Here is a 13678-nt window from a genome sequence, read left to right on the forward strand (position 1 = left end):
GAGGCCCGCGCGGGCCTCGCGTCCCGGCGCGGCGGGCCGGGTGTCGCGCTGTCCTCCGCGATCGTGCTGGCCGGGCACCTGGCCATGTTCGTCGTCGCGGCCCGGATCGCCGGCTCGGCCGCCCCGGTCGCCGTGCTGCTGCCGCTCGCGGTGCTCGCCCTGCTGGCCATGGGCCTGCCGCTGAACATCGGCGGCTTCGGCCCCCGCGAGGGCGTCACCGCCTGGGCGTTCGGCGCGGCGGGGCTCGGCGCGGACACCGGAGTCGCGGTCGCCGTGGTCTACGGCGTGCTGAGCTTCGTGGCGAGCCTGCCCGGCGCCGCCGTCCTGCTGCGGCGCTGGTACGCGAGCGTGCGCACCGGGACCGCCACCGCGCCGGCCGGCCTCCCGCCGGCCGGCCTCCCGTCGGCCGGCCTCTCGGCGGACGGGCCCGAGCCCGCCGATCGCCCGCCGGCCGGGGCCGCCCCCACGGGCCCCGGCCGCGGGTCCGCTCCGGGCTACTGCCGGCCCGGGGCCGAGGTGAGCAGTGCGACATACGGCTCGAAGGATTCCGCCAGACTCGCCAGCAGCTCCTTTCCCTTTTCCGCCGAACCCAGGGAAGGACGGCCGATGACGCCCGATTCGGTATAGGCGGACATTCCCAGGGTGAGCAGATGACGACGGTCGTCGGCGGTGAAATCGGCGGACTCATGGCCAGGGCGGACGAATTCGGGGTGAGCATGCATCAGAATCGAGGTCTCGATTTCTCCCGCGTGCATGTCGGTGAGCAGCGAGGTGACCACTCCGGCCCGCTCCCGCGCCGCCTCCCAGTCCTCGGCGGCCGGGAACAGCGCCATCCGCTCGCCGCGCGCGGAGGCCTCCTGGACGACGTTGCCCAGCACGTAGTTGCCGCCGTGCCCGTTGACCACGACCAGCGCGTCCACCCCGGAGCGGCGCAGCGAGGCCGCGATGTCCGAGACCACCGCGTGCAGGGTCACCGCGGAGATGCTGACGGTCCCCGGCCAGGCCGCGTGCTCGTGCGAGCAGGAGACCGTCAGCGGAGGAAGGAGGTGCACCGGGTACGCGGCGGCGATCTCCCGCGCCACGGCGCAGGCCACCAGCGTGTCGGTCGCCAGCGGAAGGAACGGACCGTGCTGCTCGAAGCTCCCGACGGGAAGGACGGCGACCTGTGCTGACACGCCCGCCCCCCGGGTCCGTACATCCTCCGTGGTGTCCGCCGGCAGCACACCGTTCACCATTCCGTACGCCGCCCGCGCGCCCGAACCACTCATCTTTTCACGGCCTTTCGTCTCTGCTTAGGAATCAGATCATGACAGAAAACACCGGCGTCAACATCGGCGTTCTCGGCAAGAAGTCCCCGCGGCGTTCGGGCGCGGAACGCGTAGTGAATGCACCGCTGCCCACCGTGTACGGAAAATTCCAGGCGATCGGCTACCTGGACCACGACCGCGGTGACGAGCAAGTGGCCCTGGTGTACGGCGAGATCGGCACCGAGAACGTATTGGTCCGGCTGCACTCGGAGTGCCTGACCGGGGACGCGTTCGGCTCCCGGCACTGCGAGTGCGGCGACCAGCTGGAGGCCGCGATGCGCGCGGTGGTCGCCGAAGGCAGCGGCATCGTCGTCTACTTGAGGGGGCACGAGGGCCGGGGCATCGGTCTGCTCGCCAAGCTGCGCGCGATGGCGCTCCAGGCCGAGGGCCTCGACACGGTGGAGGCGAACCTCGCGCTGGGCCTGCCGGTCGACGCCCGCGACTACGGTGTGGCCGCCGAGATCCTGCGCGACCTCGGGGTGCGCTCGGTACGGCTGATGTCCAACAACCCGCGCAAGCGGGAGGCGCTGGTCCGGCACGGCGTCCAGGTCGCCGAGCAGGTGCCGCTGCTGATCGAGCCGTGCGAGAGCAACATCACGTATCTGCGGACCAAGCGGGAGCGGATGGACCACCACCTGCCGCACCTGGACGCCGTCGCCCACGGCTCCTGACGCCCCGTCGCCGATTCGGCGGGCGGTCGTCCGGAAAGGATCAGACGACGGACGGGCAGCGCGGTGGAGGAGGCGGCGGGGTGAACCTTCGGGCCGAGGTGGTCATCGTCGGCGGCGGGGTGATGGGCACGAGCATCGCCTGGCACCTGGCGCGCGCCGGAGTGCGGGACGTCGTCCTCGTCGAACGCGACGAACTCGCCGCCGGCTCCACCTCCAGAGCGGCCGGCGGCGTGCGGGCGCAGTTCTCCGACGAGCTGAACATCCAGCTCGGCGCCCGCAGCCTGGAGGCGTTCGGCCGCTTCGAGGAGGAGGTCGGGCAGGACATCGGGCTGCACCGGGTCGGCTATCTGTTCCTGCTCTCCACACCGGAGCAGGTCGCCTCCTTCGAGGCGGGTGTGCGGCTGCAGAACTCCCTCGGGGTGCCCAGCCGCCTCATCTCCCCGCAGGAGGCCCGCCGCCTCTCCCCGCTGATCCGCACCGACGGCCTGCTGGCCGCCGCGTACTCCCCGGACGACGGCCACTGCACCCCCGAGGCCGTCGTGCACGGCTACGCGCGTGCCGCCCGGGCCCACGGCGCCCGCATCCTGCGCCACACCGAGGCCACCGGCATCGAGCTGCACGGCGACACCATCACCGCGGTCAGCACGACCCTCGGCCGGATCGAGACGGGCACGGTGATCTGCGCGGCCGGCGCCTGGTCGCGCGCGGTCGGCGCGATGGCGGGCGTGGAGCTGCCGGTACGGCCGCTGCGCCGGCAGATCGCCGTCACGGCACCGGTGCCGGGCCTGCCGCCCGCCCTGCCCATGACCATCGACTTCACCACCAGCCTCTATTTCCACCGGGAGGGTCCCGGCCTGCTGCTCGGCATGTCCGACCCGGACGAGCGGCCGGGCTTCGCCACCGACACCCACGACCGCTGGATCCCGCGGCTCGCCGAGGCGATGCAGCAGCGCGCGCCCGCCCTGCTGGAGCTGCGCCGCACCGGCGGCTGGGCGGGCCTGTACGAGAACACCCCGGACCACAACGCCCTGATCGGCGAGGCGTCGACGGTGTCGAGGTTTCTGTACGCGACCGGCTTCTCCGGGCACGGCTTCCTCCAGGGACCCGCCGTGGGCGAGATCGTCCGCGACCTGTACCTGGGCCGCGTACCCTTCCTGGACATCAGCCCGCTGAGCGCCGGCCGGTTCGCGGCCGACGCGCCGCGCCCGGAGGCCAACCTGGTATGACCGAGCTGCACCTGTGGCTGCGCCACGAGCCCCGTACGACCGAACGCCGCACGCCGGTCGTGCCCGCCGATGCCCGCCGGCTGGTCGACAGCGGGGTGACGCTGACCGTCGAGGAGTCCGAGCAGCGGATCTTCCCCGTCGAGGAGTACGAGGCGGCCGGCTGCCGCCGCGCCCCGGCGGGCTCCTGGGTGTCGGCACCCCGGGACGCCGTGATCCTCGGCCTGAAGGAACTCCCCGACGAGCCGCCCGTGTTGCCGCACCGGCACATCTTCTTCGGACACGCCTACAAGCAGCAGCCGGGCGCCGCCGAGCTGCTGCGCCGGTTCACGGCCGGCGGCGGAGCGCTGCTGGACCTGGAGTACCTGGTGGACGACGAGGGCCGTCGGCTGGCCGCCTTCGGGTTCTGGGCGGGCTATCTGGGCGCCGCCCTCGCCGTGCTCCAGCACCGGGGCCGGCTGACGGCACCGCTCACCCCCACGACCAAGGACGACCTGGACGCCGTACTGCGGCCGGAGGCCGGGGCGGCACCGTTCACGGCACTGGTCATCGGCGCCTTGGGCCGCAGCGGGCGGGGCGCCTGGACCGCCTTCCGCACGGCGGGCGTCGAGGCGACCCGCTGGGACCTGGCGGAGACCCGCGACCTGGACCGGCGGGCCCTGCTCGGGCACGACGTGCTGGTGAACGCGGTCCTCGCCACCACCCTGGTCCCGCCGTTCCTGCGCGAGGAGGACCTGGACTCCCCGGCCCGCCGGCTGCGCACCCTGTGCGACGTCACCTGCGACGTCGGCTCCCCGTTCAACGTGCTGCCGGTCTACGACCGCACCACGGACTGGACGGAGCCGGTGCGCCGGCTGCGCAAGGAGCCCCCGCTGGACCTGATCGCCATCGACAACCTGCCGTCCCTGCTGCCCCGGGAGTCCAGCGCCGACTTCTCGGCGGCCCTGCTGCCGCAGCTGCTCGCCTTCGGCACCGGCGGCGCCTGGGGCCGCTGTCTCGACCGGTTCCACCAGGCCTGCCGTGAACTCGGCAGCGCAGAACGGGAGGAGTCATGACCGACCGTGTCCCGGCGAGCGGCACCGTCCACTGGGTCGGCGCCGGACTGTCCACCGGCAGCGGCCTGGCGGCCCTGTGCGCCACGGCCGGCCGGGTCCTGCTGTGGCACCGCACCGCGGACCGCGCGGCCGGGGCCCTGGCCGGCCTGGGCCTGACGGGGCGCGCCGAGCCCCGCGCCCTCACCCCGGGCGCCCTCGCCGCCTCGCTGGAGCCCGGGGACGTCGTCGTGTCGATGCTGCCCGCGTCGCTCCACACCGAGCTGCTCGCCGTGTGCGTGCGGGCCGGGGCGCACTTCGCCTGCTCCAGCTATGTGTCGCCGGAGGTGACGGCGCAGGTGCCGGCGGCGCGGGAGGCGGGCGTGGTCGTACTCGCCGAGGCGGGCCTCGACCCGGGCATCGACCACCTCTTCGCGCACAGTCTCATCGGCCGGGCCCGGGCGCGGATCGGCGAGCACACCCCGGCCGCCTACCGGCTCACCTCCTACTGCGGCGGCGTCCCCGCGGTGCCGAACGACTTCCGCTACCGCTTCAGCTGGGCCCCGCTCGGCGTCCTCAACGCGCTGCGCTCGCCCGCGCGTTACCTGGAGGACGGCACGCGGACCACGGCGGACCGCCCCTGGGAGGCGACCCGGCCACTCGTCCTGGACGGCGAGACCTTCGAGGCGTACCCGAACCGCGACAGCATCCCGTTCCTCGCCCAGTACGGGCTGCCCGCCGCCTGGACCCCGCGCACCTTCGTGCGCGGCACGCTGCGGCTGGACGGCTGGCTGAAGGCGTGGCAGCCGGTCTTCGAGGAGCTGACCGCGGGCGACGACGAGCGGATCGCCGCGCTGGCCCGGGAGCTGGCGGCGGCCCACCCCACCACGGCGGCCGACCGCGACCGGGTCGTGCTCTCCGTCGCGCTGGAGGTCGACACGGGCGCGGGCCGCGACTGGACCGGCGCCTACCTGCTCGACCTGACCGGTGACGCCGAGGAGTCCGCGATGGCCCGCTGCGTCTCCCGCCCGCTCGCCCTCGGGGTCCGCCACATCCTGGACGGCAGCCTGCCGGCCGGGCTGCACCGGGCGGCGGAGAGTGCGCAGCGCGCGGACCGCTGGCTGGCCGAACTCGCGGACGAGGGGCTGGAGTTCACGCTGACCCTGGGCCAGTAGCCGGCCGCCGGGTCAGTCCGCCACCGCCGCGTGCACCAGCCGCCGCAGCTCGGGGAAGACCTTCAGGCTCTTCGGGCGCACCTGGGTCATGAATTGCACGGTCAGGTCGTGGGCCGGGTCGACCCAGAACGCGGTGGTGGCCACCCCGGTCCAGCCGTAGGTGCCGAGGTGGGACGGGGCGAGGGTGCGCGCGGGGTCGGTGACGACGGAGACGTTGAAGCCGAAGCCGAGGCCGTCGTTGCCCGGTTCCCGATGGACCGGGGCGCCGAAGGAACGGATGGTGGCCCCGCCCGGCAGCTGGTTGCGGGTCATCAGCGCGAGGGTCTGCGGCGCCAGCAGCCGTACGCCGTCCAGCTCGCCGCCCCGGCGCAGCAGCTCCATGAACCGGTGGAAGTCGTGGGCGGAGGAGACCAGGCCGCCGCTGCCGGACAGGAACCGCGGTCGGCCGTGCACCGGCAGACCCGGCACCGGCTCGATCCCGCCCTCGTCCGTCTCGCCGTACAACTCGGCCAGCCGGTCCGCCTGTCCGGGGGCGATGTGGAAGCCGGTGTCGGTCATGCCGAGCGGACCGAGGATCCGCTCGGCGAAGAACGCGTCCAGGGGCTGCCCGGAGACCACCTCGACGACCCGGCCCAGCACGTTGGAGGCGACCGAGTAGTTCCACTGGGTGCCGGGGTCGAACTGCAACGGCATCCGCGCGTACAGCTCGACGGTCTCCGCGAGTGCGGCACCCGGCGGCACCGAGTACTCCAGGCCCGCCTCGCGGTAGAGGGCGTCCACGGGGTGGCGGTGGTAGAAGCCGAAGGTGAGGCCCGCGGTGTGGGTGAGCAGGTGCCGGATCAGGATCGGGCCGGCGGCCGGGCGGGTGCGTACGTCGGCGCCCGCACCGCCCTCGTACACGCGGGGCTCGGCGAACGCGGGCAGATGGCGGTCGAGCGGGTCGTCCAGGGACAGCCGGCCCTCCTCCACCAGCAGCAGCACCGCGACCGCGGTGACCGGCTTGGTCATCGAGTAGATCCGCCACAGCGTGTCCGGCTCGACCGGCAGTCCGGCCGCCACGTCCCGCAGGCCGTAGGTGGTCAGGTGGGCGACCCGGCCGCCGCGGGCCACGGCCACCAGGTAGCCGGGCAGCCGTCCCGCGTCGACGTGCCGGGCGAAGTGCCGGTCCAGGCGGTCCAGCGCCTCGGCGTCCAGCCCCGCCTCCGCCGGTTCCACGTCCTGTCGCAGCTGTGCCATCGCTCTCCTCCGCTCACGTCGTCCACGGTGCGTCCCCGGCCGCCCCGCCACAGCGCACCCTCTCTCATCGTCCCGCAGGCCCGCCCATCGGAACCGGCTGGTCCGGAGGGTGTGATCCATGTGACGCCGGCTGGTGCCGGGGGTCGTGTGGTGGCTGTGGGGTCGGCCGGGGTTTGTTGTGTTCGTCCGCGAACCTCGCCCGCTGGAACCGGCTGGTTCGGAGGGTGTGGTCGGTGTGGCGTCGGCTGGTGCCGGGGGTTGTGAGGGTGGTGGTGGGTGTGGGGTCGGCCGGGGTTTGTTGTGCGTCCGCGGGCCTCGCCCGCCGGAACCGGATCGTCCGGAGGGTGTGATCGACGTGACGTCGGCTGGTGCCGGGGACGTGAGGGCGGTCGGTCGGGGGTGTCATCGTGCGGCAGGTCCGCTCGCCGGAACCGGATCGTCCGGGGCGGGGGCGCGCGGTGTGGTGACGGCCGTCGGGCCCGGCAGGGCGCGGGCCGCGGGCAGCGCGAGTGCCGCCACGGCCGCCAGGGCGAGCAGCGCCGGCCCGGTGCCCGCGGCCAGCAGCGCGGTCGCCCCGGCCACGCCCACGGCGGGGCCGACGTTCAGCGCGGTCTGCTGCAGACCGCCCGCCACCCCGGCCACCGTCACCTCCGCCCACCGCACGATCACCTGGGTGGCCGCCACCATCACCGTGCCGAACCCGGCGCCCAGCAGCGCGAACCCGCAGCCGAGGGCCACGGGGACGGTGGCCCCGGACAGCACGAGCACGCCGAGCACGAGCAGCGCCGTGGCCCCGGCCGTCGTCAGCCGGGCGCCGTACCGGTGCAGCAGCGCGGGGCACAGCGCGGCCGACAGCACCATGAGCACCGCCAGCGGCAGGCTGCACAGGGCGCTGTGGAACGGATCGAGTCCCAGGCGGCGCTGGAGGACGTACGTGGCGAGGAACAGCGTGCCGACCAGGGACGCGGACACGGCGACCAGGATGCCGAGCGCCGCCCCGACCGCACGCGAGCCGATCACCTCCGGCGGCAGCAGCGGGCTCGCCGCCCGCCGCTCGTGCCGGACGAGCAGGGCGGCCGCCAGCAGGGACAGGGCGAGGCCCACGCCGGAGACGGGCCGGGCGGTGACGGCGTACACCAGGCCGGCCAGGGCCACCGCGAGAAGCGCGGCCCCCGGCAGGTCCAGGGACGGTCGTGCCGACGGGGTCGGGGCGGGCGCCGGGCCCGGCTCCGGGCGCAGCAGCGCGGGCAGCCCGAAGGCGAGCGCGGGCAGCACGTTGACGAAGAACACCGCCCGCCAGCCCAGTCCCGTCACCAGCGCCCCGCCGACCAGCGGGCCCGCTGCCGCCGCCAGCCCGATCGCGCCGGTCCGCACGGCCAGGGGCGAGGCGAGCCGGTCCGCCGGGTACGCGGCCCGCAGCATGCCCAGCGTGGCCGGCTGCAACAGGGCCCCGAACACCCCTTGGACCGCGCGCAGTCCGATCACCCACCCCACCCCGGGCGCGAGGCCGATGCCGACCGAGGCGGCGCCGAAGCCGAGCATGCCGAGCCCGAACACCCGCCGCTGCCCGTACCGGTCACCGAGCCGCCCGGCGAACACCAGCAGGCTCGCCACCGCGACGAGATAGGCCGTACTGGTCCACTGCACCTCGGCGAACGTCGCGTGCAGCTCCCGGTGCAGGCTGGGCTGCGCGACGGTGAGGGCCGTACCGTCCAGCGCCACGACCACCGCGCCCGCCACACTGCTCGCCAGCGTCCAGGGCCGGTTCACCGGCCGTCCCCGGGGCCCAGGTGCGCGGCCAGGACGGTGTCGAGCAGCGGGCCGGAGTCCTCCTCGCCCAAGGCGAGTTGAAGGCTGCGCCAGCGCCACAGCTGGGCCATCCCGTGCAGGTTCGCCCACAGGGCGCCCGCCACGCGCCGGGCGTCGGCACCGGGGTCCGCTTCGCCGATCAGCTCTGTCAGCAGGGAGAACAGCGGAAGGCTCGTGTCCCGCAGCCCCGAGTGGCCGCTCTCCAGCAGATCGTGGCGGAACATCAACTCGTACATGCCGGGCTGCTCCAGCGCGAAGTCCAGGTACGTCCGCGCCAGCGCGGTCACCCGGGCGCGGGCGCCGCCGGTCTCCCGCCCCAGCGTCGTGCGCACCCGCTCGGCCAGGTCGGCGAAGCCCCGCCGGGCGATGGCGGACAGCAGGTCCCGGTGGGTGGGGAAGTAGCGGCGCGGCGCCCCGTGCGAGACGCCCGCCCGCCGGGCTATCTCCCGCAGGGTCAGCGCCTGGGGGCCCTCGGTCGCCAGCAGCCGCGCGCCCACATCGACCAGCCGGGCCCGCAGGCCCGCGTCGGAATCACTCATAGACACTGTCTACCAGCTGCCGTAGACAGTGTCTACCGATGCTGACCGGCGGGGAATGCGCAAGGCGGCGAAGCGAGTTGACCCGGGTATGACTCAGGACCTCACGCAGGACGCGCTGCTCGGCCTGCTCTCCGAAGGCCACGGCGGCGTACTCGTCACCCTCCGGCGCGACGGCCGCCCCCAGCTGTCCAACGTCAGCCACGCCTACTACCCCGACGAGCGGATCATCCGGATCTCGGTCACCGACGACCGCGCCAAGACCCGCAACCTGCGCCGGGACCCGCGCGCCTCGTACCACGTCACCAGCGAGGACCGCTGGGCGTACGCCGTCGCCGAGGGCACCGCCGAGCTGTCGCCGGTCGCCGCCGACCCGCACGACGAGACCGTGGAGGAGCTGATCCGGCTCTACCGGGACATCCTCGGCGAACACCCGGACTGGGACGACTACCGGGCCGCGATGGTCCGCGACCGCCGCCTGGTGGTGCGGCTGCACGTCGACCGGGCGTACGGCATCCCGAAGGGCTGAGCTACGGCGCCTCGGCGGTCCGCGCCTCGATCGCCCGCAGCACGGCGACCATGTCCTCGCCGCCGTGGCCCCGCGCCACCGTCTCCTCGAACAGGGTGTGGCACACGTCGAGGAGCGGTGAGGCGAGACGGGCCTTGCGGGCCGCCTCGGCGATCAGCCGGTTGTTCTTCAGCACGTCCAGCGCCGCCGCCTGCACCGCGAAGTCCCGCTCGCGCAGCTTGGGCGCCTTCATCCGGGACACCGCGCTGGCCATCGGGCCCGCGTCCAGGACGTCCAGGAACAGCCGGGGGTCCAGGCCCTGCCGCTCGGCGAAGTGGAACGCCTCGGTCAGCCCGGTCACCTGGGTGATCAGGAAGATGTTCACCGCCAGCTTCATCAGCAGCGCGCCCGGCACCGGCCCGCACGCGAACGACTCCCGGCACAGCGGCGCCAGCAGCGGCCGTACGGCGGCCACGGCGGTCTCCTCGCCGGCGAGCATGGCCACCAGCCGCCCCTGCTCCGCCGGTACCCGGGACCCGGAGACGGGCGCCTCGACGTACCGGCCGCCGGCGGCGCGGATGTCGGTCTCCAGGGCGTGGGAGTACTCCGGGGAGGTCGTGCCCATGTGCACGACGGTCCGGCCGGTGACCCGGGCGGACAGTGCGGGCGTGCCCCGGCCGAGCACCGCGTCCACCGCCGTCTCGTCGGCGAGCATGAGCAGCACGACCTCCGCCCGCGCGAACACCTCACCGGCGTCGGCGGCCACCTCGGCACCGGCCGCGCGCAGCGGCTCGGCGCGGTCCGCGGTCCGGTTCCAGACCACCAGGGGCGTGCCGGCGGACGCCAGGCGCAGGGCCATGGGCTGCCCCATCACTCCGAGACCGATGAATCCGACCTGCATGGGGCTGCCCTCCGCTGCCGCCGGTCGAGTATGACACTGGTCATAGTAGCCGCCGTTATGACGGTGGTCATAGGGTGGAGGGCGAGGAACGGAGGTCCACAGATGACGCAGGCGGGGCACGGACCGCGGGAGCGGATGGTGTTCAGCGCGGCCCAGCTGATCCGGCGGAACGGGGTCACCGCGACCGGCATGCGCGAGGTCGCCGCGCACGCGCGGGCGCCGCGCGGCTCCCTCCAGCACTACTTTCCGGGCGGCAAGGAGCAGCTGGTCAACGAGGCGGTCGGATGGGCCGGCCGGTACGCCGGCAAGCGCGTCGCCCGCTTCGTCGCGGGCCTCCGGCAGCCCACCCCGAGCGGCCTGTTCGCGGCCATGGCCGCCCAGTGGACCGACGAGTACGCGGCGGACGGCTTCGCCGCGGGCTGCCCGGTCGCCGCCGCCACCGTGGACTGCGCCACCGGCGACTCCACCCGCGAGGCGGCGGCCGCCGCGTTCGCCGCCTGGTGCACACCGGTCGCCGCGGCCCTGACGGACATGGGCGTCCCCGCGGCGCGTGCCGCGTCCCTGGCCACCCTCATGATCAGCACGCTGGAGGGCGCGATCCTGCTGTCCCGCGCGGAACGGGACGTACGCCCCCTCACCACGGCGGTGCGGGAACTCGGCCCCCTGCTCGACGCCGCCGTACGCCGCTGAGCACCCGCGGCTCGCCCGCACGGACCGGCGGGGACCGGCCGGGCAGGGTCTCGGCCGATCAGCCCACCGGACAGTCAGTCGCAGGGTGTTCACGAGCCCGTGCGTGAACCCGTCAGCCGGCCGTCCGCTCCGCCGTCAGGTAGGCGATCACCATGTCCCCGAGCATGGTCCGGTAGTGCTCGCGCCGCGCCGGATCCACCAGATCCCGGCCGAACAGGGCGCCGAAGGTGTGCCGGTTGGCCACCCGGAAGAAGCAGAACGAGCTGATCATCGCGTGCAGGTCGACCGCGTCCACGTCGGCCGTGAAGAGCCCGGACTCCTGCCCGGCGGTGAGGATGCGGCGGATCACGTCCAGCGCCGGGGAACCGATCCGGCCGAGCTTCCCGGAGGCCGCGATGTGCTCGGCGCCGTGGATGTTCTCGATGCTGACCAGCCGCACGAAGTCCGGGTGCCGCTCTAGGTGGTCGAAGGTCAGCTCGGCCAGCCGCCGGATCGCGGCCACCGGGTCCAGGTGCTCGACGTCGAGCTGCTGCTCGGCGTCCCGGATCGCCTCGTAGGCGCGCTCCAGCACGGCCGTGAACAGCTGCTCCTTGCCGCCGAAGTAGTAGTAGATCATCCGCTTCGTGGTGCGGGTGCGGGCCGCGATCTCGTCCACGCGGGCGCCGTCGTAGCCGGCCCGGGCGAACTCCTGCGTGGCCACGTCGAGGATCTCGGCCTTGGTGCGGGCGGCGTCCCGCACCCGTCCGCCGGGACGTACCGGTTCTTCGACGCTGGTCATCGCTGTCCTTCGGGCCATGAGCCGCCGGGGCGGCGCGCTCGTTCGCGTGCCGGTGATTGTAGAAGCAGGGCGTCGGCGCGACATCGGCATCCTCGGCGACCGCGAGCCGGGCGGCGCCTTGCGGCACCGCTGCACGGCGACCGTCGGCCGGGTCTTCTTCGCACCGGTCCGGCGCGCCCCCGCCTGCCGGGGACACGGCGCCGTGATCGCGCCGGTGCGGCCGGCGGCCCCGCACGCGGTGCGCGGCTTCACTGGCGGCTGACCGTGCGGGTGACGCCCGCGATCACCGTCGTGGCCAGGATCCAGCCGGTCAGGACGAGGACGTAGGCGAGCACCTGGTAGCCGCCGCGCGGGGCGAACGCGTTCTCCTGCCCGAAGGAGATCACCGGCAGCAGCAGGTCGAACGTGTAGAACACCGGGTGGAACGGCGGCGCCTCGCCCGGCTTCAGGGGCTGTGGATGGTGCAGCGCGAACGCGACGGAACCGATCGCCAGCAGCGACAGCAGCCATCCGGCGGCCCGCATCGGCCGGAACCCGTAGCCGACGGTGACGTCCTGGACCAGGCCCCACAGCCGGCCGTACCAGGGCAGCGTACGGCGGTGCCGGCGCTGTCTGGCCAGTTGGACGAGCCGGGCGGCGTGGTCGTCGCCGATGCGGCGGTAGGCGGCGGCCAACTGCTCGTAGGCGTGCGGGACATAGCCGTCGCGGTCGCGTTCCAGCAGCGGCAGCCGGCGCTCGGCCGGTTCGTGCGGGACGAGGGAGCCGTAGGTCAGATGGTTGAGCAGCACCTCGCCGGGCGCCGACTCCGGTTCCAGGAACAGGACGTCCAGCTGGGCGCGGCGCAGATTGAGGCCGCCCTCCATGGGCGGGCCCTTGCGCAGCCACAGTTCGCCGATCGTCGTGCTGCTGGCCCGCAGCGCCGATCCCTCCGGATGCGCCAGGAGGGTGTACGACAGGTCGAGCCGCCCCGCGATACGGGCGCCGCGCAGCCCCAGCGAGCCGCGCACCTCGGCGTGCCGGACCAGCATGTCGCCCTCGACGGCGAACGTCTCCGCGTCGAGCGCGGCCTGTCCGGGGTGGCTGAGCCGCGCCTCGCTCAGGTTGACCGACCCGGCCACGGCCGCGCCGTGGAGCCGGATCTGCCCCTGGGTGCGCAGTCCCGGCGCCCACAGGTCGGCGTCGAGGGCGGCCTGGTTGAGCTGGAGCACCGGCTCGTCGGTGCCGGGCGCGGCCACCTCCGCGCTCTCCAGGTAGAGGCTGCCGGCGATGCGGGCGCCGCCCAGCCGTACGGCGCCGGTGCACCGGGTCCGGGTCAGCCGCAGCACGCCGTCGACGTGCACGGCGTGCGCGACCAGACCGGGCAGGACGGACTCGCTGAGGTTGAGTTCCCGCAGCCGGGCGGCGTAGCACCGCGGGGCCTGTTCGAAGTGGCAGTGCCGCAGCCGCACCGGGTGGTCGATCGTCGCGTACTGCAGATCGAGCCGGCCGGTGATCCGGGCCCCCGCCAGACTGAGCGACGGTATCTCCCCGTCCTGCCGCGGCCCGTCGAGCAGCAGCGCCCGCAGCACCTGGGCACGCACGGTCCGTTCGGCGCCCCAGCTGCCGCCGTCGGCGGGATCCTCGCCGGCCGACTCCCGGAAGTCCACGGCCTCCCCGCGCGGAAACGCCCGCCACACGCGTTCCTCGGCCGCCGTCAGTTGGTTGATCTCCACCAGCGGGACTCTCGCCCGAGGCGGAAGCGGCTGTCAATCCACCCCGGCGGGACGGCGCTTGAGCGCGCGTGTGCCCCCGGCCCGCCGAGGGTGGATTGACA

Annotated in this window: 14 protein-coding genes; 7 read left to right on the plus strand and 7 right to left on the minus strand. The window is 74.3% G+C overall.

The genetic code is table 11. The annotated features are described in order from the left end of the window. Positions 1-494 precede the first annotated feature (494 nt). On the minus strand, positions 495-1268 hold the full coding sequence (locus CCN44_RS03950) for a creatininase family protein (protein WP_189396992.1): 774 nt from the start codon (positions 1266-1268) through the stop codon (positions 495-497). A gap of 38 nt (positions 1269-1306) precedes the next feature. On the opposite strand from CCN44_RS03950, the gene ribA reads away from it, so the two are divergent. The 4 genes from ribA to CCN44_RS03970 all read left to right on the plus strand — a co-directional run bounded on the left by ribA (position 1307) and on the right by CCN44_RS03970 (position 5407). After that, a complete protein-coding gene (ribA, locus tag CCN44_RS03955) occupies positions 1307-1978 on the plus strand; it encodes a GTP cyclohydrolase II (RefSeq protein WP_059254402.1) in 672 nt (223 codons plus the stop codon). 80 nt (positions 1979-2058) lie between these two features. After that, positions 2059-3204, plus strand: a complete 1146-nt coding sequence (locus tag CCN44_RS03960; protein ID WP_059254404.1) for an NAD(P)/FAD-dependent oxidoreductase — start codon at positions 2059-2061, stop codon at positions 3202-3204. Next, positions 3201-4256, plus strand: a complete 1056-nt coding sequence (locus CCN44_RS03965) for a saccharopine dehydrogenase (RefSeq protein WP_086696862.1) — start codon at positions 3201-3203, stop codon at positions 4254-4256. The genes CCN44_RS03960 and CCN44_RS03965 overlap by 4 nt, the downstream gene beginning before the upstream one ends. After that, complete coding sequence (locus tag CCN44_RS03970; RefSeq protein ID WP_086696863.1) at positions 4253-5407, plus strand: saccharopine dehydrogenase family protein; 1155 nt, start codon at positions 4253-4255, stop codon at positions 5405-5407. The genes CCN44_RS03965 and CCN44_RS03970 overlap by 4 nt, the downstream gene beginning before the upstream one ends. 12 nt (positions 5408-5419) lie before the next feature. On the opposite strand, the gene CCN44_RS03975 is transcribed toward CCN44_RS03970, so the two are convergent. The 3 genes from CCN44_RS03975 to CCN44_RS03985 all read right to left on the minus strand — a co-directional run bounded on the left by CCN44_RS03975 (position 5420) and on the right by CCN44_RS03985 (position 8991). Then, a complete protein-coding gene (locus CCN44_RS03975) occupies positions 5420-6643 on the minus strand; it encodes a serine hydrolase domain-containing protein (protein WP_086696864.1) in 1224 nt (407 codons plus the stop codon). A gap of 402 nt (positions 6644-7045) precedes the next feature. Then, on the minus strand, positions 7046-8413 hold the full coding sequence (locus CCN44_RS03980; RefSeq protein WP_086696865.1) for an MFS transporter: 1368 nt from the start codon (positions 8411-8413) through the stop codon (positions 7046-7048). Beyond that, complete coding sequence (locus CCN44_RS03985) at positions 8410-8991, minus strand: TetR/AcrR family transcriptional regulator (RefSeq protein ID WP_059254414.1); 582 nt, start codon at positions 8989-8991, stop codon at positions 8410-8412. The genes CCN44_RS03980 and CCN44_RS03985 overlap by 4 nt, the downstream gene beginning before the upstream one ends. Positions 8992-9079: 88 nt before the next feature. Between CCN44_RS03985 and CCN44_RS03990 the strand changes: the two genes are divergently transcribed. After that, positions 9080-9517, plus strand: a complete 438-nt coding sequence (locus tag CCN44_RS03990; protein ID WP_059254416.1) for a PPOX class F420-dependent oxidoreductase — start codon at positions 9080-9082, stop codon at positions 9515-9517. Between the two features lies 1 nt (position 9518). Here the strand turns inward: CCN44_RS03990 and CCN44_RS03995 are convergent, their stop codons facing one another. Next, entirely contained in the window at positions 9519-10607 is a 1089-nt protein-coding gene (locus CCN44_RS03995) for an NAD(P)-dependent oxidoreductase (protein WP_308406456.1), read from the minus strand. On the opposite strand from CCN44_RS03995, the gene CCN44_RS04000 reads away from it, so the two are divergent. Further along, entirely contained in the window at positions 10500-11087 is a 588-nt protein-coding gene (locus CCN44_RS04000; RefSeq protein ID WP_086696866.1) for a TetR/AcrR family transcriptional regulator, read from the plus strand. The two genes, CCN44_RS03995 and CCN44_RS04000, sit on opposite strands and share 108 nt — an antisense overlap. A gap of 112 nt (positions 11088-11199) precedes the next feature. Here the strand turns inward: CCN44_RS04000 and CCN44_RS04005 are convergent, their stop codons facing one another. Then, on the minus strand, positions 11200-11865 hold the full coding sequence (locus CCN44_RS04005; protein WP_086696867.1) for a TetR/AcrR family transcriptional regulator: 666 nt from the start codon (positions 11863-11865) through the stop codon (positions 11200-11202). A 46-nt stretch (positions 11866-11911) separates the two neighbouring features. Between CCN44_RS04005 and CCN44_RS04010 the strand changes: the two genes are divergently transcribed. Beyond that, a complete protein-coding gene (locus tag CCN44_RS04010) occupies positions 11912-12127 on the plus strand; it encodes a hypothetical protein (RefSeq protein ID WP_208639703.1) in 216 nt (71 codons plus the stop codon). Here the strand turns inward: CCN44_RS04010 and CCN44_RS04015 are convergent. Continuing rightward, complete coding sequence (locus CCN44_RS04015) at positions 12114-13577, minus strand: membrane-associated oxidoreductase (protein ID WP_086696868.1); 1464 nt, start codon at positions 13575-13577, stop codon at positions 12114-12116. The two genes, CCN44_RS04010 and CCN44_RS04015, sit on opposite strands and share 14 nt — an antisense overlap. Positions 13578-13678: the final 101 nt, after the last annotated feature.

The sequence above is a fragment of the Streptomyces tricolor genome (assembly GCF_002155905.1).
In the GTDB taxonomy this organism is placed as follows: Bacteria; Actinomycetota; Actinomycetes; order Streptomycetales; family Streptomycetaceae; genus Streptomyces; species Streptomyces tricolor.

Excerpts from the sequence above, each read along its gene's own strand:
- CCN44_RS03975 (WP_086696864.1), bottom strand. The coding sequence starts at position 6,643 with ATGGCACAGCTGCGACAGGACGTGGAACCGGCGGAGGCGGGGCTGGAC.
- CCN44_RS04000 (WP_086696866.1), top strand. The coding sequence starts at position 10,500 with ATGACGCAGGCGGGGCACGGACCGCGGGAGCGGATGGTGTTCAGCGCG.
- CCN44_RS03970 (WP_086696863.1), top strand. The coding sequence starts at position 4,253 with ATGACCGACCGTGTCCCGGCGAGCGGCACCGTCCACTGGGTCGGCGCC.
- CCN44_RS04005 (WP_086696867.1), bottom strand. The coding sequence starts at position 11,865 with ATGACCAGCGTCGAAGAACCGGTACGTCCCGGCGGACGGGTGCGGGAC.
- CCN44_RS03965 (WP_086696862.1), top strand. The coding sequence starts at position 3,201 with ATGACCGAGCTGCACCTGTGGCTGCGCCACGAGCCCCGTACGACCGAA.
- ribA (WP_059254402.1), top strand. The coding sequence starts at position 1,307 with ATGACAGAAAACACCGGCGTCAACATCGGCGTTCTCGGCAAGAAGTCC.
- CCN44_RS03985 (WP_059254414.1), bottom strand. The coding sequence starts at position 8,991 with ATGAGTGATTCCGACGCGGGCCTGCGGGCCCGGCTGGTCGATGTGGGC.
- CCN44_RS03950 (WP_189396992.1), bottom strand. The coding sequence starts at position 1,268 with ATGAGTGGTTCGGGCGCGCGGGCGGCGTACGGAATGGTGAACGGTGTG.
- CCN44_RS03990 (WP_059254416.1), top strand. The coding sequence starts at position 9,080 with ATGACTCAGGACCTCACGCAGGACGCGCTGCTCGGCCTGCTCTCCGAA.